At 57.4% G+C, this 26361-nt stretch carries 17 protein-coding genes; 7 read left to right on the top strand and 10 right to left on the bottom strand.

Features of this window, described 5'->3' with window-relative positions; translation table 11 throughout:
• The first annotated feature begins 53 nt into the window (after positions 1–53).
• The 3 genes from TBK1r_RS23565 to TBK1r_RS23555 all read left to right on the top strand — a co-directional run bounded on the left by TBK1r_RS23565 (position 54) and on the right by TBK1r_RS23555 (position 3821).
• On the top strand, positions 54–1412 hold the full coding sequence (locus tag TBK1r_RS23565) for a DUF1552 domain-containing protein (protein ID WP_145216306.1): 1359 nt from the start codon (positions 54–56) through the stop codon (positions 1410–1412).
• A 117-nt stretch (positions 1413–1529) separates the two neighbouring features.
• Complete coding sequence (locus TBK1r_RS23560; RefSeq protein ID WP_145216304.1) at positions 1530–2807, top strand: hypothetical protein; 1278 nt, start codon at positions 1530–1532, stop codon at positions 2805–2807.
• A gap of 243 nt (positions 2808–3050) precedes the next feature.
• Positions 3051–3821: an SDR family NAD(P)-dependent oxidoreductase gene (locus tag TBK1r_RS23555; RefSeq protein WP_145216301.1), complete on the top strand. Its 771-nt coding sequence runs from the start codon at positions 3051–3053 to the stop codon at positions 3819–3821.
• 35 nt (positions 3822–3856) lie between these two features.
• Here TBK1r_RS23555 and TBK1r_RS23550 read toward each other — a convergent pair whose 3' ends face one another.
• Positions 3857–5257 (bottom strand): sialidase family protein, encoded by a 1401-nt coding sequence (locus TBK1r_RS23550; protein ID WP_145216298.1) that lies wholly within the window; start codon positions 5255–5257, stop codon positions 3857–3859.
• A 206-nt stretch (positions 5258–5463) separates the two neighbouring features.
• Here TBK1r_RS23550 and TBK1r_RS23545 point away from each other — a divergent pair, with 206 nt between their 5' ends.
• Positions 5464–6861: a multiheme c-type cytochrome gene (locus tag TBK1r_RS23545; protein WP_145216295.1), complete on the top strand. Its 1398-nt coding sequence runs from the start codon at positions 5464–5466 to the stop codon at positions 6859–6861.
• A 14-nt stretch (positions 6862–6875) separates the two neighbouring features.
• On the opposite strand, the gene TBK1r_RS23540 is transcribed toward TBK1r_RS23545, so the two are convergent.
• The 4 genes from TBK1r_RS23540 to TBK1r_RS23525 form a co-directional block, all read right to left on the bottom strand.
• Positions 6876–8054: an SGNH/GDSL hydrolase family protein gene (locus TBK1r_RS23540; RefSeq protein WP_145216292.1), complete on the bottom strand. Its 1179-nt coding sequence runs from the start codon at positions 8052–8054 to the stop codon at positions 6876–6878.
• 108 nt (positions 8055–8162) lie between these two features.
• Positions 8163–9425: a DUF1559 domain-containing protein gene (locus tag TBK1r_RS23535; protein ID WP_145216289.1), complete on the bottom strand. Its 1263-nt coding sequence runs from the start codon at positions 9423–9425 to the stop codon at positions 8163–8165.
• A gap of 402 nt (positions 9426–9827) precedes the next feature.
• Complete coding sequence (locus tag TBK1r_RS23530) at positions 9828–11435, bottom strand: tetratricopeptide repeat protein (protein WP_419580319.1); 1608 nt, start codon at positions 11433–11435, stop codon at positions 9828–9830.
• Between the two features lie 196 nt (positions 11436–11631).
• Positions 11632–11820, bottom strand: coding sequence for a hypothetical protein (locus TBK1r_RS23525; RefSeq protein ID WP_145216283.1), 189 nt, complete (start codon positions 11818–11820; stop codon positions 11632–11634).
• A 357-nt stretch (positions 11821–12177) separates the two neighbouring features.
• On the opposite strand from TBK1r_RS23525, the gene TBK1r_RS23520 reads away from it, so the two are divergent.
• From TBK1r_RS23520 to TBK1r_RS39020, 3 genes are all read left to right on the top strand, one after another.
• Positions 12178–13755 (top strand): sulfatase, encoded by a 1578-nt coding sequence (locus TBK1r_RS23520; RefSeq protein WP_145216280.1) that lies wholly within the window; start codon positions 12178–12180, stop codon positions 13753–13755.
• Between the two features lie 98 nt (positions 13756–13853).
• The gene (locus TBK1r_RS23515) at positions 13854–15839 is read left to right on the top strand and encodes a sulfatase-like hydrolase/transferase (protein WP_145216275.1); all 1986 of its coding nucleotides are present in this window, start codon (positions 13854–13856) and stop codon (positions 15837–15839) included.
• A gap of 72 nt (positions 15840–15911) precedes the next feature.
• Positions 15912–19652: a glycoside hydrolase family 127 protein gene (locus TBK1r_RS39020; RefSeq protein ID WP_419580318.1), complete on the top strand. Its 3741-nt coding sequence runs from the start codon at positions 15912–15914 to the stop codon at positions 19650–19652.
• A gap of 324 nt (positions 19653–19976) precedes the next feature.
• On the opposite strand, the gene TBK1r_RS23505 is transcribed toward TBK1r_RS39020, so the two are convergent.
• The 5 genes from TBK1r_RS23505 to TBK1r_RS23485 form a co-directional block, all read right to left on the bottom strand.
• A complete protein-coding gene (locus TBK1r_RS23505) occupies positions 19977–21539 on the bottom strand; it encodes a sulfatase family protein (protein ID WP_145216272.1) in 1563 nt (520 codons plus the stop codon).
• 130 nt (positions 21540–21669) lie between these two features.
• A complete protein-coding gene (locus tag TBK1r_RS23500; RefSeq protein ID WP_419580317.1) occupies positions 21670–23046 on the bottom strand; it encodes a sulfatase in 1377 nt (458 codons plus the stop codon).
• A gap of 221 nt (positions 23047–23267) precedes the next feature.
• Positions 23268–23480, bottom strand: a complete 213-nt coding sequence (locus TBK1r_RS23495; RefSeq protein WP_145216266.1) for a hypothetical protein — start codon at positions 23478–23480, stop codon at positions 23268–23270.
• A 50-nt stretch (positions 23481–23530) separates the two neighbouring features.
• Positions 23531–24469 carry an SGNH/GDSL hydrolase family protein gene (locus TBK1r_RS23490; protein WP_145216262.1) on the bottom strand — a complete coding sequence of 313 codons (939 nt, stop codon included), beginning with the start codon at positions 24467–24469 and terminating at the stop codon, positions 23531–23533.
• Between the two features lie 366 nt (positions 24470–24835).
• Positions 24836–26170 carry a PQQ-binding-like beta-propeller repeat protein gene (locus TBK1r_RS23485; RefSeq protein WP_145216259.1) on the bottom strand — a complete coding sequence of 445 codons (1335 nt, stop codon included), beginning with the start codon at positions 26168–26170 and terminating at the stop codon, positions 24836–24838.
• Between the last annotated feature and the right edge of the window lie 191 nt (positions 26171–26361).

Genomic DNA, 26361 nt, shown 5'->3' with positions numbered 1-26361 from the left:
TGCTGACCACTGACCACTGACCACTGACCACTAACCACTAACCACTAACCGCCATGTCCCATTTTCTCTCGCAGTCCTGGCTCATCGACCGCCGGCATGCGCTACGTGCCTTGGGCACTTGCATTTCACTGCCATTGCTGGAATGCATGGTCCCGTTGCATGCGGCCGAGCAAGCTTCCGCATCGCCGCGACGCAGTGCGTTCATCTACCTCGCCAACGGTGTTCATTCGCTGAATTATCAAATCACCACGCCGGGCGCAGATTACCAGTTCTCCCAGTCGCTCAAGCCGTTGGAGAAACATCGCGACATCATCACGCCCATCAGCGGCTTGCATCACCCGGGAAGTCTCAGCCACCACCACAACTGCATCAAGATCTGGCTGACCGGTGGAAAGCTCGGCCCCTCGGACCGCAACACCATCTCGGTGGACCAGAAGATGGCCGAAGTCACGGCTCCACACACCCGTTACCCATCGATGGAAATTGCCATCACGCAGGAGTCGCTGTCCTGGACGGCCGACGGCGTTCAACTTCCTCCGATGCGTCGTTGTAGTGAGATCTTCGCGTCGCTGTTCGAGGAACCCAAAGGCGGCATCGCAGCTCAGCGAAGGGCTCTGCGTCGCAAAGCCAGTGTCCTTGATGACAACCTCGCCGAAGTGCGGCGGCTGGAGCAGAAGATGGGCGCGGCTGACAAGGGGCGGCTCGATCAATACCTCAGTTCGGTCCGAGAGGCAGAGATTCGCACGCGACGGGCCGATGCCTGGCTCGACACGCCGCTGCCCCCGATTTCTGACGCCGACCGCAAACGCACCGACCGCGACATCCCCGACACCCAGGCGGGTGACTATTTCCGCACGGTCTACGACCTGATGGTGTTGGCCTTTCAGACCGATGTAACACGCGTGGCCACTTTCAGCCTGGGTGGCGAAGGCCAGGCGATCGCGATTCCGGAAATCGGCATCACGGAGTCGCGGCATCAACTCAGCCACCACGGCGGCGATGCCGGCTACATCGAAAAACTCACCAACTACGACACCTTCGCCATCGAGCAGTACAGCTATTTCCTCTCGCGGTTGCAGGAAACCAAGGACCTCAACGGACGACCGCTACTGGGCTCCACGATGGCGTTGTTCGGCAGCGGCATGTCTTACGGACACAGCCACGGCAATGCCAACTTGCCGCTGGTGCTCGCCGGCGGTTCAGACCTCGGCCTCCAGCACGGCCGCCATCTGGACTTCAATCAGGGCCACTTCAACGGCTATCAACTCGACAAGCCCGGTGAGCACTACGCGCTGTGCAGCCGACCCGCCAACCCGGACGCGCACATGAGCAATCTCCTGTTGATGATGGCACAGCGCATGGGAGTCGAGACGGACACGTTCGGTGACAGCAATTCAGTCATTGAAGTGTGAGGAGCTATTAGCTATTAGCTGTTATCTATTAGCTGTTAGCTTTGAAACTTGAAACTTGAAACTTGAAACTTTCCCCGCTCCCATCGACGAACGGCCAACCGCCACCTGCCAACCGCTATGCCCTCCACCAAGACTCTTAATTCAAGACTGCACCCGGCACTGTGGCTGATCATTGTTTTGACCGCGGGAACAGCCGTCGCAGATGAACCGTTTCGCCCCGCGGTGGGCAAGTTTCCTCCCTTGGAAAAGGCACACGCCTATCGCGGCGAACTGGTGTTCGTGGATCACGTCAATCGCCGCGGCAGCGTTCGTGTGCAAGGGGCTGGCACGTATTTTCGGAACCCGCCGCATCCCTTCGCGATGCTTCCCTACGGTATCGTGAGGTATCACGGCGCACCGGCTGATCTTCGGGACATCCCGCTCGGCACCGTGCTGCACGTCCGGGCATTCCTGCCGCCCGATCCGACGCTCTCCGCCGTTCCGGTGCTTCCGATCGACAACCGAAAGAAAACGGCGGGTTACAGTGGCGCCGGGATCGCACCGGCCGAGAACCATGTCCTGCTGCTCGAAGACGAACTCAGCCACTGCCTTCGCGAGGGACTGGTATGGAAACTGAAAGAGATGGACATCGACAACAACGAGGGGCAGATCGTTGCCCGCCGCGAACCGAAGGAAGGCCGGGACGGCACGCCGAGCGAGGAAACGTTGACGTTTGATGCCGCCACCCGCATCTGGCGTGGCCGCGAATGTCTGGGAGTCAAGGACTTGGTCGCCGCAGGGCTTTGGCCGGCAAGCGGAAAGAAAGTGCTCGGTGACCAGGCCGTACAGCTCGGCATCACTTGGAAACCCACGCCGTCGAGCGTCTTCACCCGGTTCCATGTCTCAGACATCTGGTTGGACGACACCGCGATCGGGCGCGCCGCCGACCAACAGACCGCGACGCACAAGGCCTTCATCCGCAGCCGCTGGATGCCCGCTTGGATTGATGCCGTCGAGTATGGCAAGTTCGGCCGCGCGACCGTGACCGCGACGTTATTCGGCGGTATGGACGCGTCGCTTTACGCCGATTTCCAGAAAGGGAAACAGGCCGCGATGAACGCATCGGAAAACACATTGAAACACGCCGGCGGGAACTACGGACCGGCCCACATGGCGTCGAAAGGCCCCATCCTGGACGTCGTGAAGGCGACGGGCGACGTCCCCCTTGGCAGCAGCGGCATTCAAATTCGCTTCGAGACGGACCTGATCATTGAGGGGATCCGCCCGGGACGAGTCGTTCGCGTCCGTCCGGCGGGTTGGCCCGAGGTGAACCTTCCCCGAGAAGAGTTTCTGGGCGATGGAAGCTTCCGCCACGAAGACCGATTCCCCACCCCGGACATCTTTCCCAAGTACTGACGCGGAGTGGATAGTCGCAGCGAGGCGATCCATGGGGCGTCGGTCTTCCGGATGGGGGCAAAACGATTCGCGGCGGTGATGGTGTGTTCGTTCTCAGGTCGATCAACTTTCGGCCTGGAAGGTGACCGACCGCTTTTTCCTCGGCATCGCGAACCGGCCTGCCGATTTCGACTTTGGCACGGGAATCGCACTTGCATCGGTGAGCATCGAAACATTGGACGCAATCTTTAACCAAAAGCCATCATGCCTACCACGCTCATCACAGGAGCCTCCTCCGGGATCGGCTGGGAACTCACCAAACAATTTGCCGGCGGTGGAGACGACGTCGTACTCGTCGCTCGCAGTGAAGACAAATTGAACGAGTTGGCCAATCAGGTGCGCAACGAGAATGGCGTCAACGCGACCGTCCTTCCGGCGGATCTTGCCAAGCCGGACGCGGTCGATGAACTGTGCCGGCAGCTGAGGGAGCGTTCGATCGAGATCGACACCCTGGTCAACAATGCAGGTTTTGGGGCACTCGGCAAATTCGCAGAGATTCCTGCCGATCGGCAAACCGACATGCTGATGGTGAACGTCGTCGCGCTCACCCGCCTGACCCGGATGTTGCTTCCCGCGATGCTGAAAAACGGTCGCGGCGGCGTCTTGAATGTCGGGTCGATCGCCGCCTATCAAGCTGGACCAAACATGTCCGTCTACTACGCATCCAAGGCCTATGTCCTGTCGTTCACCGAGGGGTTGCGGGAGGAGGTCGCCGGTTCGGGGCTTCACGTCACCTGTTTGGAACCCGGCGCCACCGAGACCGGATTCGGCGAAGACTCCGGCATGGGCAAGCTGGACATGTTCTCTTCGGCAACGATGCCAGCGAAAACCGTCGCCAAGGCTGGCTATGAGGGCTATGTCAACAACGCGGACATTGTCATCCCGGGTTGGAAGAACCGTCTGATGGTGACGTCGACCAGTTTTCTACCGCGCTTCGCAACTCGAAAATTGGTTGCCCGGTTGCAGGGCGCGTGAGACCGCGTGTGTCTCGGTAGCACTTCAGAGAGGCTTTAAAGACTGTCACCCTCGCGGCGGCCGCCGCCTTGGTCGCTGGGGCGGCTGACGATGTTGTTCAAGAAGCTCTGCTCATTGACCAGCTTGCCGGCCAGGATGTCTGCTTCGGTGATCTTTGACAAAAAGATCGTGTGTTGGCCGATCACGCCCCGCCCTTGGTCGTAGACGATGTAGATGGCGCCATCGTTGCCGAGTGTCGCCGATGGATAACTGATCTGACCATCGTCGCACAAAAGCAGTCGATGCGTAAAGGTTTCGCCATCGTCGTCACTCAGGTACGCCGTCATCCGGGTCCGCGCGGTCTTGTGTGTTTCCAGTTCGCGTTCGTTTCCCTGTTCGTCGGTATAGACGTATCGCTTACTGCCGTTTTCCTGTTTCATTTGAACATCGTTGGCGACCAGCAAGACTCGACCTGATGGAAGTGTTTTCAGAATGCATTTGGTATTGATCGAGAACTGCATCGGGTAGTAACCGCCCAGTTTCCAGGTTTTACCGCCGTCGAACGATTCGGCAAACTTCTGTCCGTTCTTTGCGCGGTAGAACGTGAACAGGCTGCCGTCTTTTCGAATGATGGGCATTTGCTCGGCAAAGACCGCATCGTTATCGACGGGGAATTCGGACACGAAGATCGGCGTGCCGTCGACGTCCTCTTTCAGAAAGCGAATCCGCACCTTGTCCCGTTTGCCGACCAATTTAAAGTCGTCCATCGACCGCATGATCGTGCTGTCAGGAAAGAGAAGCGGCTTCATGACGGAGATGTTTTTATTTCCGAGTAGTCGCGGCGGGGACCAAGCGGTGTGTTCGTTTTCGGGGTCCAGCATCGCAAATTCCCACGCCGACGTGGCGAATTCGTCTTTGCCCTTGAAGTCGATGTTCCTCAGGCCGATAAAGCGGATGTTGCCCTCGGGGTCTTTCCACAGCATCGGGTCCGACGCTCCCCCGCCCAGCAGCTCACTCGGGTCGAAGACAAAGACTTCCTTCCATGTTTTGCCGCCGTCCCCGGAGGTTGAGATGACCGAGAATTGGTCTTGGTGGTACGGCGCGCGTTCGGCTTGCACGTTGGAGCCGAACCAGGTTGCCCAAAGTCTGCCGCCCTCAGAGATTTCGACTTGAGGGCATCCCTGGAAGACTCTCAGGTTGATGCGGTGCTTGTGGTAGGGTTTTTGTCCTTTGAAATTGATTTTGGTCAGCGACGGCGGCGTCTTGCCCGTGATGCCGTAAGGGAAATTCTGGGACACGTCCTCGGGCGGCGGCAGGGTCACGTCACCCAACACGGATGTGGGATCCACCGTTTGGGCGTGCAGCCCCGCGGAGAGGCCCGGAAGCAGGCCGACCAGGAAACTCGATGCCAGCGCGACTGCGGCTGCATGGCGAAGCAGCTGATTCTGTTTTTGCATGTCTATCTTTGATTCGAACTGAACGTTGTCATTTTCCGATCGTTGCTAAGGTAAGCTATGGTAAACCGATGCGGATCCGAGGCTCGTCATTTTTCGGTGCTTTGTCAACGCTTCCGCCAGGCACCTGATTGCTGATTCAGACAAGGCACTCGATCGTTTGGTCCAATCGAATTTTTTGACAGATCTTCGCCGCAGGAGAGGAAACCTTGAATTTGAAACGCTGGTTCGCAGTCATTGCGATCGTCACGGTCGTCGCCTGGCTCGGCTACGATGCGATGAAACGGAAACGCGACGATGATCTGGTTCGTGATCTGATGGATGCGCGGCAACAGCAACCGGATGAGGAACCCGAGGTGTCGGCCCTCGCTGAACCGCCCAGCAACATGGTGGTCAATCAAATTCCGGGCAACATTTGGTTCGTCGGCAAATACGAGGACGGCGGCGGCGTCGAGATCCCGTTTCGCCCCGGCGAGTCTCCGCAGAAGAGCGGTGACCTTACTCCGCTGCACGACAATCCGGGATATATCGGACCCGAACAGTGCCAGGAATGCCACCGAGAGAAGTACCAGTCGTTTCTCGCGACGGCGCACTACAAGACAAGTCGACCGGTCAACGAAACGACGATCGACGGAAGTTTTGAACCCGGCTCCAACACCTTCCAGACCTCCGACCCCAACGTGTCCTTTGAAATGATTCGCAAAGACGATGAGTTTCTACAACGCGTCCATTTCTTTGACTGGAGCTTTGAGGTCCCGATGGAAATCATCATGGGATCGTCCAAAATGGCGCAGACCTATTTGTATTGGCACAAAGACGGGCTCTATCAACACAACGTGACGCACATCACCGACGGCAACCAATGGATCAACAGCCCCGGATACATCGACGGCGACGCCGCGTACGCCCGGCCGATTCCGCAGCGTTGCCTGGAATGCCACATGACGTACTTTGACTACCGCGGCAACAAGAATCGCTACACCCCAGGATCATTGATTCTGGGCGTGACCTGCGAACGATGTCACGGACCGGCAAAGGAGCATGTAGATTTTCATCGTGAAAACCAAGACGCTCGCCAGGCGGTCGCCATCACCAATCCGGCCGATCTGGAACGTCAAACTCAAATGCAAATCTGCGGCCAGTGCCACGGTGGATCGCGAGCGCTCAAGGGTAATGCATTGAGTTTTCGACCCGGAGATCGCCTGGAAGACCACTACGATCCCCCCGACGACGAACAGGATGCCAAAAATAGTGTTCACACCAGCAATCAATTGAATCGGTTGTCACAGAGCGTCTGTTTTCAGCAATCGCAGATGACCTGTATCAATTGCCATGACCCGCACCACAACGAGCGTGGGAATCAAAAACTGTTTTCGGGTCGCTGCATGACCTGTCATGAAAGCGAAAGCGATTGCGGCTTTTATCCTCAACCAGACGTCGACTTTGCCGACAACTGCATCGACTGTCACATGCCGCGGCGGCCGACCGAAAAACTGCGTCTGCAAAGCGTCGAGGGCGATGTCTTTCCACCCCTTCGCGATCACTACATTCGCATCGATGAAATGGCGACCAGTCGCTTCATTCGCGGCGTCGAAAACGAAGAGTGATCCAATCAACACGATCACGATTCAGGGGCATCCATTGTCGCCTGAATCACTTTCCGAATCTCCGGTGCATAGCCCGAGATCCAGACGGCTCGGCCCGCGGCGTTGAGATGGCAGTGGTCGTCAAAAAGCGTTTCACCCGGGATCCCGTGGGGTTCCTCCTTCGCGACCATGGTTTCGACATCCACGATCGGCAGTGAGAACTCGTCGGCCAGCTTTTTCAGAATGTTGTTTTCCAAGTCGCTGCACTGATGTCGTCCGGCTGTTTCGGCCAAGATCTGTTTCGCCAGTCTTAGTCCCTCGTCTGCCGCGCCGGCCTTCCACAATTCGTACACTTGCTCGTAGCGCTGCGCCGCATCACGCGGCAGGTAGGGGCGCAGCAAATTCGACGACACCGTTCCCATGATCACGGGTACTTGCTGGTTCTTTGCCGTCGATAGAATCAGTCGCAAATGATGCTCGTAGCTCTGCATGCGGTCTTGCACGTCTTGAGTATCGAACTCGTGCGACCAAGCACGGGCAAAATTAGAGTCACTGACCGGCTCCTCTCGTGACAGCAATCGCTGATTGTGTTCTTTCTCAAGACGGTTGAGTTCGTAGTCGGCCTTGCGATCACGAATGAACCGAATGATCGCCGAGTTGCTGATCGTTCGTTCAAAACTCAGCTGATTCAGACCGGACAGTGAGAGTTGTTCAATCTCCTCGAATTCGTTGTGCCCGGTGTACAGGAGCATCAAATCGGGTTGGTACTCGAGCATCTCGCGCAGGACCAGTACCAGCCGGTGGCTTCCGTACGCCAAGCCGCCACAGTTGATGATTTCGATCTTGTCGAACTGCTCGAATTCGGCACTCAGGTCGCGCTCAAGTTTCCTGAATTCCGGTTCGAGTTGATTCACTGAGGAGCCGCCCAGCGCCACGATCCGAAAAACGTCCGCCGGTTTATCACGGACAAACCGTTGTCGCACAAAACTGATGCGTTTGACCGGGTCGGTTTCCATGGAACCGGACTGGAGCGACGATTCGACAAAGACCCGGCTGTCGTCGTTGAAGCCGAGACCGAAATCGACATGGTGTGGCGGCCAAACGATCTCTAGCGCTCGGAAGCCGATTTCGGCCAGGCAAAAGAATGCCAGTGTGACGCAAATGCCAAAAACGATCCGCTTTTTCAGGCTAAGCCTGACTGTGTTCTGATTCACGTTTTGTTTTCGATGTCATGAATAAGCATCGGGCACGTTCCCCTTGCAAAAAAAACCTCGCCCGCTGATTGCGGACGAGGTTGCGATTGTCGGTAGGTGGTGGTCGCCCTACTGGTTGAGCTGTTCCTCGATGGTTTCGCCCGAGTCGCGTGTGCCAAGAGCACCCCACAACCCGTAGTTACTTGCCGTCCCTGGGATAGAAGCCACAGGGGGCGCAGTGCCACTACGCTGGACACAGACCGTCGGCAATTGGGGGTCACCGGATTCGACGCTGTCGGTCATGAAGATCACGGCACCGTCACCCATCAGCACGTGAGCACCACCGGAGTGGCGACTGCCTGCTGTTGAGATCACACCGGAGTGATTTCCATCGTTGTTGGCGGTAACGCAATTGGCGTTATTAGGCGGAAGGATGGTGTGGAACGCGGAGTAGTAGGCTCGCGAATCCGCCCAACGAGCATGCTTGGACTGAGACAGCGATCCACTCACCGTTGCCGTTTCATCGTAGAACTGCGGGCGATCAGGATCGATGTGAGGACCCGCTTTACAGCCAGCCGGAATCAAGATGGTGTTGTTGGGACCCTGCATGGCCGTAATGTTTCGGACGAAATCCGCTTTGACCTCACGCTTGCCGCCCGAAGTGACTACTTCGCCGGCAGCAATCGTGTTGGAGAGTCCGTCCAGAACGTCGCGGAACTTCATCTCATTGCGGTTCCAGAAGAATCCTCGCTGGGCGGCACGTGCGCGTTGAACGGCCCAGTTTTCGTCTCGGTCGCGTCGGTTACCGAAGAATCCAAAGTCGTTGCGACCGCCGTTGTTCGATCGGTCGACCGCATCGCCGAGATTAGCAGCATAGTTTGTACGTGCCAATTGACCGGGGGCGAGAGCCTGTCCGGGGTCACTGGGGCAACGGAACGCCGGGACCTGGGTCACCCAGGGGATGTACCGAGTTTGCCAGGGGCAAGGTCCCATCGGGGGCCAAACGCCGCCGGTCGCTGCCACGGTCTGACCGGGAGTCGCCGACCTGTTGGGATTCGAGATCTGGTCCCACAAGGCTTGCTGCTCGATGTAGGGAAGGACCGGAACCAACCAACTGAGAAACAGTCGGTTCGAGTTGTTGGATTGATTGGGCATCCCATCAATACGAGCGGTACCGGTTCCGTTTGTCGGAATCTGCTTGAACGCACTGTGGTAGTTGTGAATCGCAAGCCCGATCTGCTTGAAATTGTTGCTACATGACATTCGGCGTGCAGCTTCGCGGGCGGCCTGAACCGCCGGCAACAACAGGCCAACCAAAATGCCGATAATGGCGATGACGACAAGCAGTTCCACCAACGTGAAACCCTGTCGCGAAGAATGAGGTCTTTGCATGTGAGACTCCAAAAAAAGAAAAAGACATCGAATAGAGGTTCGGGGAAGTACTCCCCAATATGGGAGGTCAAGTTAACCTAAAAAATGGATACTGTGGGACAGTAACCGGAGAAATTTTCCAATTTCGATGAGTACCAGTGTCTGTTTTTGGGCGGTCCCTTTGTGGTTCTGTAGGTGGGTTTTTCTGCGGTTTTGATCGTGAATCGGCGGAGAGCGCAGCATTCTGGGCCCGTGTCCTCACTCCCCCCTTTCCCAATTTCGCTACATCAACATTGATGGATGCCCGGACGCTGGCGCGAACCGGCTGTGGTCCATTGATGATCAGCCGTTCGGCGCGGGGCTTACGGGCCCTGCGTTGGTCAAAACCTGGTGGATTTAACGAGATTGCCCCTTTCCCTCGGGCTAGCGGATTCGGCTCAGTGCTTCCGCGGCTCGTGCATCGGGCGGGGTTTCGGTCAAGGCGCGTTGGTACTGCTCGATCGCTTGCTGGCGCTGACCGGAGTACTCCAGTGCTTCGCCGAGCTGGAAATGGACGCCCAGAAGCCGTGGATCGAGGGTTAGGGCGGTCTGAAAGTATTGTGCCGCACGTTCTGGCTGTCGATTGAGCATGTACGCCCGGCCAAGATTGACGTAGCCTTCGGCCATTTCCGGAAACTCGGCAATCGCGTTTTGCAACAACTCGATCCCAGCCGGCAGATCGCCCGCCTTGCAGGCTGCAATCCCCATGTTCATGTAACTGCTCGCCCGCAGGGATCGTTCTTGATGAACGCGAATGTTGCAAAAGATGCCGGAGATCAACAGGACCGCGACGATGCCGATCGATCGCCGTTTTCCTGCCCAGGTGCGCGCGAACAGGTCGGCCGCGCCGGCGGCCGCAAAGGGAATGAACAGGATTGCGACCGGGTTGCGGTATCGACCCAGGATAAAGAACAGCACCACGGCCGCAATCATCGTCAGCAACAGCAGGTGATACAGCCACAGCTTTCGCCAGTCTCGCCAAGTCGCGATCAGTCCCCAGATCCCCAGCGGGCACAGCGTGCCGAAGTGCCAAATTCGGCTCAGCTGCAAAGGGAGGGAGTACTCGCGAAAGATGTACATGCTTTCGACATCGGGGACTTCATAGCGATTGAATACCATGAACGTCTTCGCGACCATCAATTGCAGCCAGCGACCGGGTGCCTGCCGAATGTCTTCCCAGGATCGTGACATCCAATACTGAGAGACTTCGCGGGCGGACAGCTCCTGGCCGACGGCTTGCTCGGCCAAGCGTTCCGCATCGGCGCGCTCGTACATCGGCGTTCCCCGGCCGGGGACCAAGGGCACGTAGATTCCGTTCGCTTCAATGTTGTTGCCGATGTAGAAGTTGGGACCTGCTTGAAACGTCGTCGGCGACCACTCGCCTCCAAGTGAAGCATTGCGTGCCGCGACAGGCAGCAAGATCAAGGCGATGCCGCCGGCGTAACAGCCGACCAGTTTCCATCGGTTCCAAATCGTTTCGCGTATCCCCAGCAAGATCCAAACTGGAATCAGTGGGGTCCACAGCAGCGCGTTCTCTCGCGCCAGCACCAACAGGCCGAGTGACACGCCGACCAGAACCGCGTACCACCAACGGCGCTCGGTTTGCAGATACACGCAGGCTGCGATCACGGCGCACAGCAGAAACGTCGCCATCGCCGCTTTTTGAATGATGCCGTCGTAATAGATGGCAGGCGGGTAGGCGGCCAGCATCAGTGCGGAAACCAGTCCGACTCGCTCTGAAAACAGCTTGCGACCCGCCAGACCGATCAAGGCCACCCCGGCAACACCCAGCACCATCTGAACCAGTCGCATCACGGTGATACTGGGACCGAAGATCGAAATCAGCACCGCCAAGAAATAGGGGTACAGGGGCGCCTGGTAAAAGGTCTCGGTGCCGTACCAATCGCCGTCGCTGATTTTGACCGCCCAATCAACGTACCCTTTGGCATCTCCCAGCAACTGGACCAGCGTCGGGACTTCAAACGTCTGCAAAACGTGCAGCAAGCGCAGAAAAAAAGCGAGCCCACATGTGCTCGCTAGCAGGATCGCAAAGGAAGGGCGATTGGCGACCGCCGTGTCCGCAGGGGTAGCACCCTGCGGAGTCGTCGACGTTTGACGAGACTTATGCGATTGATTTCCGCGTCGAGCCATCAAAAAACGCCGTGAGATTCACGAAACCAACGCCCGACTACTCCGAGACGTCCGACGATTCAGCTTCTTCCATTTGCGCTTCGTAATCAGCTTCTTCTTGCTCAATTTCAGCTTGTGGTCGAGTGTCTTCGATGACGGTGTTTTCAGCACTACCGCAGCCAACAGCCGCGATCGACAGGACAAAAAGGCTGAACGCGAACATGGCGGAGTGAATCAAGCGTGACATTACAATGGCTCATTCGTAAAAGAGGGGGGCAAACCTGATGAAGGGGTTTATTTTTCCCCGAAATGGCCGGTGCCGCAAGTAGCCTGGTGTCAATTTGCCCCGCGAACCGCATCTCCCGCTCGTTTGGCGAAGTGCGGATCCCAAGTAATCGCCCCATCGCTGGTACAATTCAGTGCACTTAGAGATCGCAGCACCGAGAGATCGCAGCACTTCGAGATCGCACCGGGCCGTCGGTCATTGCTGCCCTTGTGTGTGGCGTCAAGGTTGCTTACCTCCGGCTTTGAATCCCGGCTGGGATGGCAGGCAATCGACAGGCACGCTTGGTAACGATTTGCGGGAGCGAAGGTTGGAACGTCAATGAGAAGACCCATTCATTACACCATCTTCTGCGGGGTGCTATTCCTTATTGCAGGCACGGTGACTGCGGAAACGAGGCGGCCCAATGTCGTCTTCTTTCTTGTCGATGATCTCGGCTGGTCCGATGTCGGCTGTTATGGCAGCCGCTTTTACGAGACTCCGGCGATCGACCAGTTGGCCAGGGAAGGCATGCGGTTTGACAATGCCTACGCGACTTGCCATGTCTGTTCGCCAAGTCGTGCGAGCATCTTGACCGGAAAGTACCCGGCACGAACCAATTTGACCGAGTGGCTGGGCGGGCGTCCGGAGCGGGCGTATGAAAAGCTGCATCACGGCGAGAAGCTCACGGCGCTGCCGGATGAAGAGCAAACGCTCGCAGAGACACTGCACGCCCACGGGTATGCCACCGCGAACTACGGCAAGGCCCATCTGAACAAAGATCCCACGACGTACGGATTCGATGAAGCGATCACGGGTTGGGTCAGATCCTACTTCCATCCGTTTTCACCGACGTATGAGCAGACCTTGCCGTCGAAACAGGGCGACTACTACACCGACAAGCTGACCGAGGCCGCCATCGATTTCATCTCACGAAACAAAGACCAGCCGTTCTTTGTGCACCTCGAACATTTCTCCGTTCATGATCCGATCCAGGGCCGCAAGGATTTGGTTCGGAAGTACCAAAAGAAACTCGCGGCGATGACAGAACAGGAAGGCCCAGATTACATTCTGGAGCCCAATCCCGACGGGCCTGCGATCTCTGTGGACAAGCTCAAATTCTTAGCAGAAAGCGACAACGCTGAATTGCACCAAAGAGAGCGGGTTTGGTGGGTCAAGCAAAAGCAGGACAACGTCGAGTTTGCCGGGATGGTCGAGGCGACCGATGAAAGCCTCGGTCGAATCCGTGCAACGCTGAAGGAGCTTGGGCTCGAAGACAACACGATCATCATTTTCACGTCCGACAACGGCGGCATGTCGGCGTCGAACCAGTATCGCGGCATCGATCATCCTCGCCAGACGCTCGATTCCCGCTTCGCAAGCTCCAATCTGCCGCTTCGCGGGGCCAAAGGCTGGAACTACGAAGGTGGAATTCGAGTGCCTTTGATCGTGCACTGGCCAGGCAAGACACAGGCAAACTCCACGTCGCACGCGGTCGTCACAGGAACCGATTACTATCCAACTCTGCTCGAGATGCTGGACCTTCCCGCGTTACCGGAACAGCACGTCGACGGCCAAAGTTTTGTCCCCGCATTGAAAGCAGAAGACTACGATCGCGGACCCATCTATTGGCATTTTCCCCACTACAGCAATCACGGCTTCCAAAGCCCAGGCGGTGCGATTCGATCCGGAAAGTTCAAGTTGCTTGAGTACTATGAAAACGGAACGGTGCAGCTGTTTGACTTGGGGAATGACATGGGTGAACAGAACGATCTCGCGAAGTCCCAGCCGATGATCTCTCAAAAACTGAAGCAGATGCTGCACGACTGGCGTGACGAAGTCGGCGCCAAGATGCCATATCCCAAAACCGCAACGTCGAAGCCCGCACCGGGGGCACGCGTCGCCAAACCGAACCGGTAGACCGGCGAGCGTGCTGCGGCTGCAGTGCAACGCCAGCCCTGTCCCACTCGTATCGATGCCGAATAGAGCCCAGTCTCAGAGAGAAAAGTCCTGTCACGATGAAACAACACACTCTGGCCGTTCTCGCGTTGATCGCAGTTTCGGCATGCCACGAATTGGCGGCTGCGGAAGCTTCTGGCAGCGATTCAAGCAGCGAAACGCCAAACATCGTTGTCATCTTTATCGATGACATGGGATTCGCCGATCCCAGCTGCTTTGGCAATCCGCTCATCCAGACGCCGAACATCGACAAGCTCGCCGCCGACGGCATCAAGTTGACCAATTTCTATGTCAACTCGCCGATCTGTTCCGCCTCGCGCGTCGCACTCACCACCGGTCAGTATCAGGGGCGTTGGAAAATCCATTCGTACCTGAACACTCGGGCGGGAAACGCGAACCGCGGCATGGCAGATTACCTGGACCCGTCCGCCCCGACGACCGCAAAGAAACTGAAAGCCGCCGGATACGCGACCGCTCATTTCGGCAAATGGCACATGGGAGGCGGTCGAGACGTCGACGACGCACCTCTGCCTCAGGCGTATGGATTCGACGAGTCCCTGGTTTCATTCGAAGGCCTTGGCGATCGCATCATCGAAAACAACCCGAACGCCATCGAACGTGCGCGTGCCCTGGGTCGCGGAAAGATCATTCCTTGTGAGCGGTGGGAGAGGATGCAGATCCAGACCGATCGTACGATCAATTTCATCCGGCGTCACCACGACCGTCCGTTCTACGTCAGGCTGTTCCCTAACGACGTTCACGACGCGCACGTGCCGCTTCCCGGCAGTGCCGACAAGTTCAAGTCTGTTTCCGACGATCCCTATGTCCGTGATTTTTTCGCAGTGTTGGAGGCGATGGACGAACACATTGGGCGAGTCGTCGCCGCGATTGATGAACTGAATCTCGGCAACAAGACGCTGATTCTGTTTACCAGCGACAACGGTCCCACCGACTGGCCGCGCAAATACAAGACCGGTCCACCGGCAGGTTTCACAGGCCCCTATCGAGGTCGGAAGTGGTCGCTGTTCGAAGGCGGCATCCGCATGCCCTTCATCGCTCGCTGGACGGGAACGATCCCGGCCGGCATCGAAGACACCACCAGCGTCGTCGCCGCGATTGATCTTTCCCCGACCCTCTGTCGATTCGCAGGCGTTCCGGTCGAGAATCACCTTGATGGTCTCGACCGTGGTGACGTTCTTCTGGGCCATCCCGCCCCTCGCGGCAAACCAGTGTTCTGGCAATACGGTCATCCGCACGCCATTCTCAAAGGCGGCAAACCGGAACACCAAAGCCCCACGTTCGCAATGCGCGACGGTCGCTGGAAATTCCTGGTCAATCCCGATGGCAGTGAAGCCCAACTCTTTGATCTCGAAGCGGATGAAGGCGAGACGACCAATCTTCTCTCTGTGCAACCGGAGCGGGCCGCAGCGATGGCCCGCCAGATCGCGGCCTGGGCCGACGATGTCGGCTTTGCATTCGATGACCAGGCTCCCCTCACCGCCCCCGTGCCCACGATCGCAATCCTCGCCAGCAATCAACTGCTTCGATTCGTCAGCCATGGCGTCAAAGACGATTCCGGTTCGCTCCAGTTGGATGGAAAGTCATGGCTCGACCTGCCGGCGTTTCGTGCGCCGAAGGTGGCGGGAGGCCGATCACTTCAGATCAAGGGGACCATTCACTCCCGTTCTCCCTCGGGGGTGATCCTCGCTCACGGCGACAGTCGAGCCGGCTACAGCGTCTACCTCGATGAAGGATATCTGTGCTTTGCCGCCTGCGTTGGCGAAGAACGCACCGAGGTCCGTTCCTCTGCCGCGATCGCCGGTCCGACCCCATTCGAAGCGAACTGGAATCCCAAGGGTGAGATGTTCCTGAAAGTGAATGGCAAGCTCGTCGGAAAGGCGGAGGCAGGCATCCTCCCACGCGAACCCGGCGACTCCATTCAGGTCGGTGCGGATCTGGCCCAACCCGTCGGGACCTACACCGCCCCGAACCACTACACCGGCACGATTGAAGACCTCACGTTCAAATATCCGAACGGAACCTGACGATCCTGCCTGATCTTGATAGACGTGTCTATCCGTGGCTCACGCTCCTTCCCCTGAAAGCCTGGATTCATCATGCGAACGTTCACACTGTCATCGCGTTTCGGCGTCGTCCTGCTCGGCCTCATTGCGGTCTCCTCAGTCGCAACTGCTGAACCCCCTGGCTCGCCCAAAGCCTTGATGTGTCTCCCCGGCGAACTCATCTTCTCGGATGACTTCGATCCTGCCACGGTCAGCGACCGCTGGTTCTTCAAGGCCGACTTTGCCCTGCGCGACGGCGCCCTGTTGCGGACGGATGTCGATCCGACGGAAACCAAACGCGTCTTCCTCAAAGACCCCTCCTTCCACAACACGATCATCCAATTCGACTTCAAGCTCTCCGGCCAAACAACCGACCTTCGTCTCGTGACAGGCAGCGGCGGGCACTACAACAGCGTCACCCAGATTCACCCTGATCATTTCCAGGTCAACACGCCGGTCGATCGTGACGCAGGGTTGGTTCCCGCCCAGCTTGGTGAGTGCATCCGCAGACCTCGTCCCGACCAGTGGCAGACCATGACGGTCGAATACTGGGGCGACGAAATTGTCGCGCACTTGAGCGAGACCGAATTTGTACTCGGCCGGCACCCGATCATTGACCGCACTCGCCAATACTTCGCCTTCCAGTTCGATCTCCCGGGCGCCTCGATCGACAACGTCCGTGTCTGGAAGGCCAGCGGCCAGCGCGAGGATTGGTCCGAGGCACGAAAAACGCTCGCGATGATTCAGGCCGATCGCGCCCCCGTCACGCGCGATCCGGCAGAGCAGTACAAGCTCGAGTACATGAACCTCAAGTCCCGCCTCACGCTGGAGGACCAGACCTACCGGGATCTTGTGGCCAAGCATGAACAACTCGAAGCCGCGCTGCACGCGGACTACCCCGAAGCCTTCATCACGCACAAGCAAATCGGCAAACTGATCGCAAAGACGAAACAGCACATCAAGGACACCGAGCCCGACTTCAAAAGGATGGAAACCCGGGTTCACAAAGCGAGTCGCGCCGAAGACGACTACGTCCTCTCCACCAAGCCGGAACTTGCTCGTCTCAAGCAGGATGGAGTCAACAGAAACCGTTTCCCGTCGGAACTCGGCCAGGTCCGCGCCCAACTCGAAGCTGTCGGTGACAAGCAGCTCGCTGCCTTGGTCGCCGAGACGGCCCGTCGACAAGCCGAACTTGAAGCCCGCTACCCGGACGCCTTCCAAAGTGTGGACGCAGCCGTCGAAAATCGCAACGCGATCCGCAAATCCCTCAACGACGATCCTGAGTTCCAGGCCCGAAACAAAGCGGTCGTTGACGCTGGCAAGGCCATCAAGAGCTACGAGCACAAAGCCGCGCCGAATCTCGCGAAGCTCGAAGCCGCTTCTAAAGACTACCTGCTCAAGCCAGTGCCCTTCAATGAAGTCGAGATGACCAGCGACTTCTGGCGGCCTCGGCTGGAAACCCAGCGGACGACGCTCGTGCCATTCGCATTTGAACGCACGCAGCCCGGTGTCGAACATCTCAAAGCCGCCCGTGATTTTCTGGCTGGGAAAAAAGTCGAAGATCACCGTGCGCATCGGTTCGTTGATTCGGACCTCTACAAAGTCATGGAGGGAGCCGCCTATCTGCTTCAATTGCGACGTGATCCGGACCTGGAAGCGAAGCTCGACGAACTCGCCGACATCATTGCCGGTGCTCAGGAGGCAAACGGCTACCTGTATCCGTCCCACACGACAGGTGTCGGCACGTCGAAGAACATGATGGGCGACGCGGCTTACACGTTCGTCGTTCACAGCCACGAGTTGTACAACGTCGGTCATCTGTACGAGGCGGCGATCGCCTATTACCAGGCGACGGGGAAGCAGAAGCTGCTGGACGTCGCCGAGAAAAGCGCGCAGCACATCAACCAGGTCTTTTTCGTCGGCGATCCGAAATACAACGATGGCAAGCCGATTCGCCAGGCTCCCGGCCATCAGGAATTGGAACTGGCGCTGGTCAAGCTGCATCGCGTCACCGGCAAGCAGCTCTACCTCGACATGGCACGCAAGTTTCTCGAAATCCGCGGCCTGACGTACGTGCCCGATGGCGAAGGCGTGATGTCGCCCACGTATGCCCAGCAGCATGCTCCGGTAACACAGCAGCGTGAAGCCGTCGGGCACGCGGTCCGGGCGACGTACCTGTATTCGGCAATGGCCGACGTCGGGACGCTGACGGGTGAGCCGGGATACGGTCATGCCCTCGATCACATCTGGGGCGACATCACCAACACCCGTATGCACATCACGGGGGGGCTCGGTGCGGTGCACGGGATCGAAGGCTTCGGTCCGCAATATGAACTACCGAACTCCGATGCTTTCAATGAAACGTGCGCGGCCGTAGGCAACGTGCTCTTCAATTACCGCATGTTCCTGTTGCACAAAGACGCAAAGTATTTGGACGTCGCCGAAATCTCGCTGCTGAACAACGTGCTTGCGGCCGTGAATCTGCAAGGCAATCGCTTTTTCTACGTCAACCCTCTCGAAGCCGACGGAAAGTATCCGTTCAATCATGGCACGGCGGGTCGGGCCCCGTGGTTCGGAACGGCCTGCTGCCCCTCCAACATGGCGCGATTGCTGCCGCAGGTTCCCGGCATGACGTACGCACACGACAATCGAGACGTCTACATCAGCTTTTATGCGGACAGCCGCACGGAGATCACCCTGGACGACGTGAAGGTCGAGCTGCTGCAGCAGACTGCGTATCCCAACGACGGCGAAATCAGTTTGGTTGTCAGCCCGGCAAAGCCGACGAAATTTCGAGTGCTGCTACGGATACCGACCTGGGCTCGCGATCGATTCGTCCCCGGCGAACTCTATCGCTACGTGGACACAGCCCTCCCTGAGGTGAGTCTAACTGTGAACGGTGAGGACGCGTCGTTGCAGCTCGACAAAGGCTTTGTCGCCATTGACCGCCAGTGGCAGGCCGGTGATCGCGTGCAGTTGACGCTTCCGATGCCGGTTTGCATCAGTGAGTGCCACCCGGCGGTGAAGGCCAATCAGAATCGCATCGCGCTGACGCGCGGCCCCTTCGTGCTCTGCGCCGAAGGAGTCGATAACGGCGGCCCGACACAGCGTTTCTTCTTCGCAGGACAGCCGGACGTCGCTGACGCCGGAGTCTCCACGAAGACGATCGACGCCGGTTCGTTTCTACAGGTGCGGACGGTCGCGCAAGCGGTTGCAGCGGACAATTCCATCGAGAACTCGCCGCTTATTCTGACGCCGTACTACGCATGGAATAATCGCGGCGTCAGTTCGATGACCGTCTGGTTCCCACGCAATGAAACGCTGGCGGTGTTCGATCCCGTTTCGTTGTCCAAGGAAAGCGTGTTCGCAAGCGTTACGGCGTCGCACACGTTCGCCGACGACACCGTCACAGCGATCGGTGACGGCAAGGAACCTCGATACTCCAGCGGCAAGAAGGTGCCCCGCTGGACAAGCCGTCCTCAGAAAAACGAGCCGCAGTGGGTCGAGGCTCGCTTCCACGCTACCAAGAGACTGAGAAGCGTCGGCGTCTATTGGATGCAGGACCAATTCGACGTGAAGTTTCCCGCCGAGTGGTCGCTTGAAGTCGAGCAGAATGGAAATTGGACACCTTTCGAGTTGTACACGACCGACCGCTACGACACGCGAGCGAATCAGTACAACGTCGTTCACCCTGCCGCGCCAATCCGGTGTGATGCAATCCGTGTGCGGATGACCCCGAAGCAGGACGCCTGCGTTGGAATCCTCGAAATCATTGCCGAGTTCGAAAAGGAATGAGACGCCCTGGCCAATGCTTCGTCTTCCTTAACGGCGGTGGGTAGAGCCCCAAGGGATAAACATGCCAAATCGGGCATCACGCGGGCCATTTCATGTAATCTTCGGCCGTTGGCGTCTGAGCCGACGCAATGCCCGACAGTGTCATGACACACAGACATGCCAACAGAGTGAATGATTTTATCTTCATGATTTATCCTTCGTTTCGATGACTCACTATCGCGTCCGGGCTCAGCCTGTTTCGCTTTCGCATCATAGCGATTTCCGATGCGTCCGGCCGTTCGATCCCCAACGCCAGGGCTGAGGTATCGCTCTTGGTGATCGTTTCTATTTCTTTGCGCGGGTTTTCTTTGCACCGGGTTTCTTCGTGTAGGGAATCACGGGGCGTTTCATGTCGCTCGTCGGTTCGCGGAACACCCAGGGTTCCCACATCGCTTTGACCGACTGCCATTCATCAAGCGTTCTGGTGGGGAACCAGCCGGGGACGCCAAACTTTTTGAAGTCATATTCGTCAGCGTGTTCTTGAGCCCACTGTCCTACGGTCGGCAGCGGACACGATTCAGGGAAAACGCCAACGGCGCGAAAATCATCCGAGACCCCCTGGTCATGGATCACGTTCGTTCGCCAGTTTTCTAACTCGCGCAGCAACTCAGCTTTGACGCTCGCGTACTTCGGGTCATCGGCTACGTTGCGGACCTCGTGCGGATCGTTGCTCAGGTCAAACAGTTCAATTTCCGGTTTATTGGGTGCCATGAACGCCGCTTGCTCCGGAGTCAGCTTGCCTTGCAGGTTCAACACGTTCAGCTCCGCAAGCGGCGGATACGCGCCCTCTTTGTAGAAACTCAATTGGCAGTACGCCCGCTCCGGCATCAGGTTTAAAATCAACTTATGGTCCCGCGACCGAATGCTGCGCATCGCATCGTGGGTGTCATCCATCTTGTCCCGAGCGGTGAAGACGTACTTCCGATTCTTCACTTCATCGCTGAATAGGTTTTTTCCATGCAGCGGCACAGGCGGAGTGACATTGGCGGCGTCGAGAACGGTCGCGCAGATGTCGATCGACATCACCAGGTCATCGTTGACCTGACCGGGATCGATCTTGCCCGGCCAACGCAGGATCATCGGAATCCGAGTGCCTTCGTCGTACAGAAACTGCTTGCCGCGGATGTGGCAACGACCATGATCACCGATGAAGAATACGATCGTGTTGTCAGCGAGCCCCTCGTCGTCAAGTCGCTTCAATAATTCCCCGACCTCGCGATCGACCAACTGCATCTGCTCGAGTCCGTTTGCCCAGTCGCGACGGATGAAAGGCGTGTCGGGATAGTACGGTGGCAGTTCCACGTCCGCGATGTCGATCGGCCGCACCGGATCGCGATTCCAAGACCGGTGGGTGCCGCCGAATGTGATCCGAGCGAAGAATGGCTGGTCCGGTTGTCGCTCGCTCCAGTCCACCCCCATGAACAACTCTTCCTTCTTGTCGGGAAGGAAGTTGCAGTCGGTTTTCCAACTCATCAGGCAGGTGAAATAGCCGGCATCGGCGAGCAGATGCGGGATCGGTCGAATGCCAAAAGGCAGCGGTTTTTTGTCGGCGGTACGGTGTTGGTGTGCACCAATGTAGTTCTGATGAAATCCCGTCATCATCGCGGAACGGGAGGTCGAACAAACCGGCGACGTGGTGAACGCTCGCTCGTACCGAATCCCTTCGGCGGCCAGTTTGTCGACGTTCGGTGTCTCGATCCCCTTTGTCCCGTAACAAGAAAGATCGGGTGACCAATCTTCGATGGTGATCCACAGGATGTTGGGTCGTTCTGCCGCAGACGCATGGAAAGAGAACCCAAACAATAAAACTGCGAGCGGGACGATGAGGCGGGATCGTTTCGATAACATTGTCAACTCTTTCAGGCAAACGTTTGAGGATAGGATTGTGGGAGGTAATGGTAGACAGAACCGGGGATGAGACGTTTTTCCAGGGCGTTCTGCGGAATTGTATCCGACGCGACGATCTGCTTTCGCGGATCTATTGCACGCCGGAGTATTGTTGGACGTTCATGCGTTGCTCCCACGCGACAAGTTCCCCCGTCAAGCGTTTCACAATGTCGCCGTTGGACTCCGACACGTCGTTCTGTTCAGATTCATCTTGGGCGATGTTGTACAGGCTGACTTTGCCGCTTCGATAAGCCAGCATCTTCCAGTCGCCATCGCGAACCGAAGCGTAAAGGTCTTGGTAGGCGCGGTAGCCGAACAATGGCTCGCCACGATCAGGGAGTGGATTGCCTCGAATCGCCGGCAGCAGCGAAATGCCATCCAGGTCGCTGAATGCCGATGAGTCTCCGCCCGCCATCTCCACGAACGTTGGGAACAGGTCGGTCGATTGAACCAAGCCGTCACATTGCGTGCCGGGCTTGGTGACACCGGGCCAATGTATGATCAGCGGCACCCGGGCGCCGCCCTCGCATAGCGTGTCGACTCGCTTGCTGCCGCGGAGCGGTAAATTCTGATACCAGCTTCCCTGATCGGACAAGAAAACGATCACCGTGTCGTCTGCGATGCCCTTGGTCGCGAGTGCATGGCGGATGCGACCAACGGATTCATCCACGGCCTTGACTTGAGCGGCGTAGATGGCGTCGGTGTCGTCGTAGCCCTTTGACTTAAAATGATCGAATAAATCTGGTCGAGGAACGGGCGGTCGATGCACGTTGTAGTACCACATCGAAAGCATGAACGGTTGATCGCCTTCGTAGCTTTTGATCGTGTCGACACAGCGGTCGGTGAGAACGTCCGTCAGATAGTCGTTCTTGACATCCGACAATACGTCAGAGTTCTTGAAGAACGGAGCCAGGTACGACTTGGGATGGCCGAAGTTGGAAGTGCCAAATTGAACGTCGAACCCCTGTTTGTCCGGGTGGTACGGTTCGTGGCCGAGGTGCCACTTACCGATGAACGTGTTGTGATAACCAAGGTCACCGAGCGCCTCGGCATACGTCGTGTGCTCAAGCGGCAACCAGTTTCGACACGGAAATTGGGCGGGGTCACCGTCCCATTGATTGAATTCTTGATCGGTTCGCCCCCACTTGTCGAAACCGTTTGTCGTTCCGGTGGGAATGTGGCGAACGAGTTGCAAACGAGCCGGGTGTTTTCCCGTCAGCAACGTTGCCCGGCTCGGACTGCAGGTGGGGCTGGCGATGTAGGCACGCGTGAAATCGACGCCTTCGCCGGCAAGCCGGTCAATGTTCGGCGTCTCAAACTTCGCGTTGCGATACCCGAGGTCGTACCAGCCGAGGTCATCGACAAACAACAGCACGATGTTCGGCTTGACCGTCTCGGCCGGCAGTGAGACTGGGGCAAAGCACAGCAGGCATAGCAGGATGACTTTCCGCGTCGCGTATTCAGACATGGTGTTGATTGGGGCTTGCTCGTGTGTTACTTGTTGCTCTATCCCGAAGCTCCGTGGTCGGACTTCCATTGCCTCAATGCAGCTGCCCCTTTGCCACGCAAGAGATCTTTCTCAGTCAGGATCGGCTTATCAGTGTAGTACTTGAAGCCTTCCATCGTCACATTTTCAATGATGATATCGTCATGATCGACGGAGTGGGTGTCTCAGATAGTGCCATCCACCTACGGGCTTTGCTCGGATCCGGGTAATTCGTGTCCAGCAACGACAGAGATGGCAGAAAAATCGCTGGCAGAAAAATGGGAGTCGGGAAAAGGGGCGACAAGAAAATTGTTGACAAGAAAATGGCGTGCGGGAAATGAACTGACCTGATCCATTTCGCCGGTCGCAGGCATGGAATCCAGGCCCTCAACGATCCTCCCAGATTTTCCTGTCATCCATTTTCTTGTCTCACTTTCGGTCCCAAAAAAGCCCCTTTCCCTTTTTTCTATTTGAGCGTCGTCTTGGCAAGGATGGTGTTGAGAAACACTCTTCGGATCGCATCGTATCCGCGATCATTGGGGTCTTCGATGTTGGTGAAGAACCAATAGTGTGGGTCGTCGCTGTCGTAACTTGATCGCCAGAACTGTCTGCAGTGCGATCCGTGGCCAAGAAATGTTTCATGGAGAGGAACGACATGCACGAACTCGTATTGGGACGCAACGTTGCGTATCACTTGGTTGTAGCGGGCGTGGATCGCTAAACCGTCGGGCCAATCCGGCAAAAAGATGCTTGGCGCATCGCCGACGCCGTCGGTCGGGTCGTAGATATCACCGATGTAGATTTCGCAACCTGCTGGAAATTTCGCGGCAATCTCCCGAAACATCGTGTCCAGTCGATCCCGAAAATTGTCGATCCAAGGTTTCGCTTGCTCAAGCGTCGCGGAGTGCATCGCGCACTCGCGAGGCGGGCTGCGGCCGTAGCTGTGAATCAAATCATTTCCGCCGGACGTCATCAGAACGATTCCGAAGGCGTCCGGGTACGTCGGAATCGTCTCACGAATCACGTCCAGATGGAGATTCGATTCCGAGCCGGAGATGGAGAAGTTTTCGGCGGAAAGATTGGGCAACACGGATGAAAGGCAAACGTCACGCATCGGTTCATCTTCATCCGATGGGTTTTGAATCAACCGATTGAAGAACGTGTGCTTGGGTGATTTCGCGCCCAGCCCCGCCGTGATGCTGTCTCCGATGCCGACCACGCGAACGGCACGATCCGACCAAACATTTTCAAAGTGAGTGCGATCGACCTCCGGTCCGGCCGGACCTTCGCCGATCGGCCGTGATAACCAAAACTCGATGTAGCCAAAGGTTCCGGGAATCACGATCAATGCAGTCGCGATCAAAATCAACTGCCGTGTTTTGCCTCGCTGCTTTTTCTGACTCATTCAACTTGCCCTGCCGTCCACTGCTGCGACGGTCACCCACCAGTCGGTTGACCCGCTCATCGCCGCCAATCGATCGACCCACAAGATGGTCGTCGGTTTTCGTTAGTATACAGGTATCGCTGAGGCGAGTCATTCGATCCACACGCGGAGACTTAATCATGCGACAGCCGATCGCGGCACAGCTTGGCCTGCTCGCCGTCCGCTCTGGCGTCGGAAGATTGTCGCTCAGTCGGCTCACAGGGACCGACAGGGACGGCAGAAAGATCGCGGCCAGAAAAATGGGAGCGTCGGGAAGCGGAGCGACAAGAAAATTGCTGACAAGAAAATGGGGTGCTCAACTGCAACCGGGTTGAGGTCGCCCAATCGCTAGTTTGAATCTGCTTCCAGGCAATAGAGGTGCTCTGCGCCGCGGAGAAAGAGTTGCTTGCCGGCAAGCGCTGGAGAAGCATCAAAGCGGTCGTCGAGCCGATTGGTAGCAAGTTCTGTCAGCGTACGAGAGCGTTGGATGACAAGCGTTGTCCCGTCGCGGCCGGTGATGTAAACGCGTCCTGACGCGCCGACAGGGGATGCGTAGATGTTGGATAGCTGACCGATGCGTTCCGGGCCAAAAACCGTCTCGCCCGTCTTGGAGTCCACGCAGGTCAGGATCGACTGGTTCGATTGGTTGTAGTAGAGCAAGCCATCGTAAAGCAGCGGCGATGGGATGTAGGGCGTGCCGCGGTCTCGCTGCCACAGGATCGTTTCGCTACCGGAGATGTCCCCGGTCTCCGTCAGCGGAATGGCCATCGCAGCGTAGCCCTTGTAGCCGCTCATGCAGATCACGTAATCGCCATCGATCACTGGACACGGGGTGACGTTGCCGGTCAGACCGCTGCATTGCCAGATGGTCTCGCCCGAGTCGAGGTCATAGCTGCGCACCGCGCCCGAGGCCGCAGTGATGACTTGCGTTTTTCCACTGTGTCGGATCACTCTCGGTGTCGCCCACGCGTTGTCTTCATCGCGCTGCCGTTTCCAGAGGGTCTCTCCGGACGTGGCATCCAGCACTTCGATGGAGCTTTGACCTGCATGGTCACGGACGATCACCAGCTTGCCGTCATGCAGAACGGGAGAACATCCTTCGCCGAGGCTTGAACCGACTTTGGCTTCACCGAGATCTCGCTCCCAACGCTTGTTTCCATCGAGGTCGTAACAATACAGGCCAGCGGATCCGAACCAGCAATACAGGTGGTTGCCGTCGGTCGTGGGAGACGCCGAGGCGAAATCGTTGTCGTTGTGTGCGCCCTCGTGGGGAATCTTCGTGATTGCAGTCCGTCGCCACAATTCTTTCCCGCTGTCACGATCAAGACACAGCACGACAAATGCGTGTTCTGTGTTGGGGCGTTTGATGTCGAAGAAATTGGACTTCGGTTGGTCTTCGGGATCGGGAATCGAAGTGTCCTTCACCCCGGTGTCGATTGCCGTCAAAAGGAACACCTTGTCGTTCCAGATGATCGGCGTCGAGGTGCCTTTTCCATCGATCGCGACCTTCCATTTGACATGCTTGTCTTCGCTCCACTCGACGGGTGGATCGGCCGTTCGCGACACGCCGGTTGCGTCTGGGCCTCGCCAATGGTGCCAGTTTTGCTCCGGTGAATCACCGAAACAGAGAGATTGCGACAGTGACAGAATGAAGCAGGCAATGGGGATGGAGAATGTTTTCATCGCTGGAGTTTGCTCTCGAATTTTTTTTCGTCTTCCAGGTCGTGCTCTAACGCGGTTAGGTCCAGGCGAGCCTCCGTATCGACGTCACGGCAACCGACACTCGATTCTTCGGTAAACACCTGAAGCCGTTCACTCTATTCTGCCGCACCGCTGAACGTCTGAAGCAGCAACGCGATCGTGATTATAAGTGC

Source organism: Stieleria magnilauensis (assembly GCA_007753675.1).
Classification (GTDB): domain Bacteria; phylum Planctomycetota; class Planctomycetia; order Pirellulales; family Pirellulaceae; genus Stieleria; species Stieleria magnilauensis.
This window is presented reverse-complemented; position numbering and strand designations above follow the sequence as displayed.

Bases quoted from the DNA above. Each gene is read 5' to 3' on its own strand.
- TBK1r_RS23565 (WP_145216306.1), top strand. From the start codon at position 54: ATGTCCCATTTTCTCTCGCAGTCCTGGCTCATCGACCGCCGGCATGCG.
- TBK1r_RS23560 (WP_145216304.1), top strand. From the start codon at position 1,530: ATGCCCTCCACCAAGACTCTTAATTCAAGACTGCACCCGGCACTGTGG.
- TBK1r_RS23555 (WP_145216301.1), top strand. From the start codon at position 3,051: ATGCCTACCACGCTCATCACAGGAGCCTCCTCCGGGATCGGCTGGGAA.
- TBK1r_RS23550 (WP_145216298.1), bottom strand. From the start codon at position 5,257: ATGCAAAAACAGAATCAGCTGCTTCGCCATGCAGCCGCAGTCGCGCTG.
- TBK1r_RS23535 (WP_145216289.1), bottom strand. From the start codon at position 9,425: ATGCAAAGACCTCATTCTTCGCGACAGGGTTTCACGTTGGTGGAACTG.
- TBK1r_RS23525 (WP_145216283.1), bottom strand. From the start codon at position 11,820: ATGTCACGCTTGATTCACTCCGCCATGTTCGCGTTCAGCCTTTTTGTC.
- TBK1r_RS23520 (WP_145216280.1), top strand. From the start codon at position 12,178: ATGAGAAGACCCATTCATTACACCATCTTCTGCGGGGTGCTATTCCTT.
- TBK1r_RS23515 (WP_145216275.1), top strand. From the start codon at position 13,854: ATGAAACAACACACTCTGGCCGTTCTCGCGTTGATCGCAGTTTCGGCA.
- TBK1r_RS39020 (WP_419580318.1), top strand. From the start codon at position 15,912: ATGCGAACGTTCACACTGTCATCGCGTTTCGGCGTCGTCCTGCTCGGC.
- TBK1r_RS23505 (WP_145216272.1), bottom strand. From the start codon at position 21,539: ATGTTATCGAAACGATCCCGCCTCATCGTCCCGCTCGCAGTTTTATTG.
- TBK1r_RS23500 (WP_419580317.1), bottom strand. From the start codon at position 23,046: ATGTCTGAATACGCGACGCGGAAAGTCATCCTGCTATGCCTGCTGTGC.
- TBK1r_RS23495 (WP_145216266.1), bottom strand. From the start codon at position 23,480: ATGACAGGAAAATCTGGGAGGATCGTTGAGGGCCTGGATTCCATGCCT.
- TBK1r_RS23490 (WP_145216262.1), bottom strand. From the start codon at position 24,469: ATGAGTCAGAAAAAGCAGCGAGGCAAAACACGGCAGTTGATTTTGATC.
- TBK1r_RS23485 (WP_145216259.1), bottom strand. From the start codon at position 26,170: ATGAAAACATTCTCCATCCCCATTGCCTGCTTCATTCTGTCACTGTCG.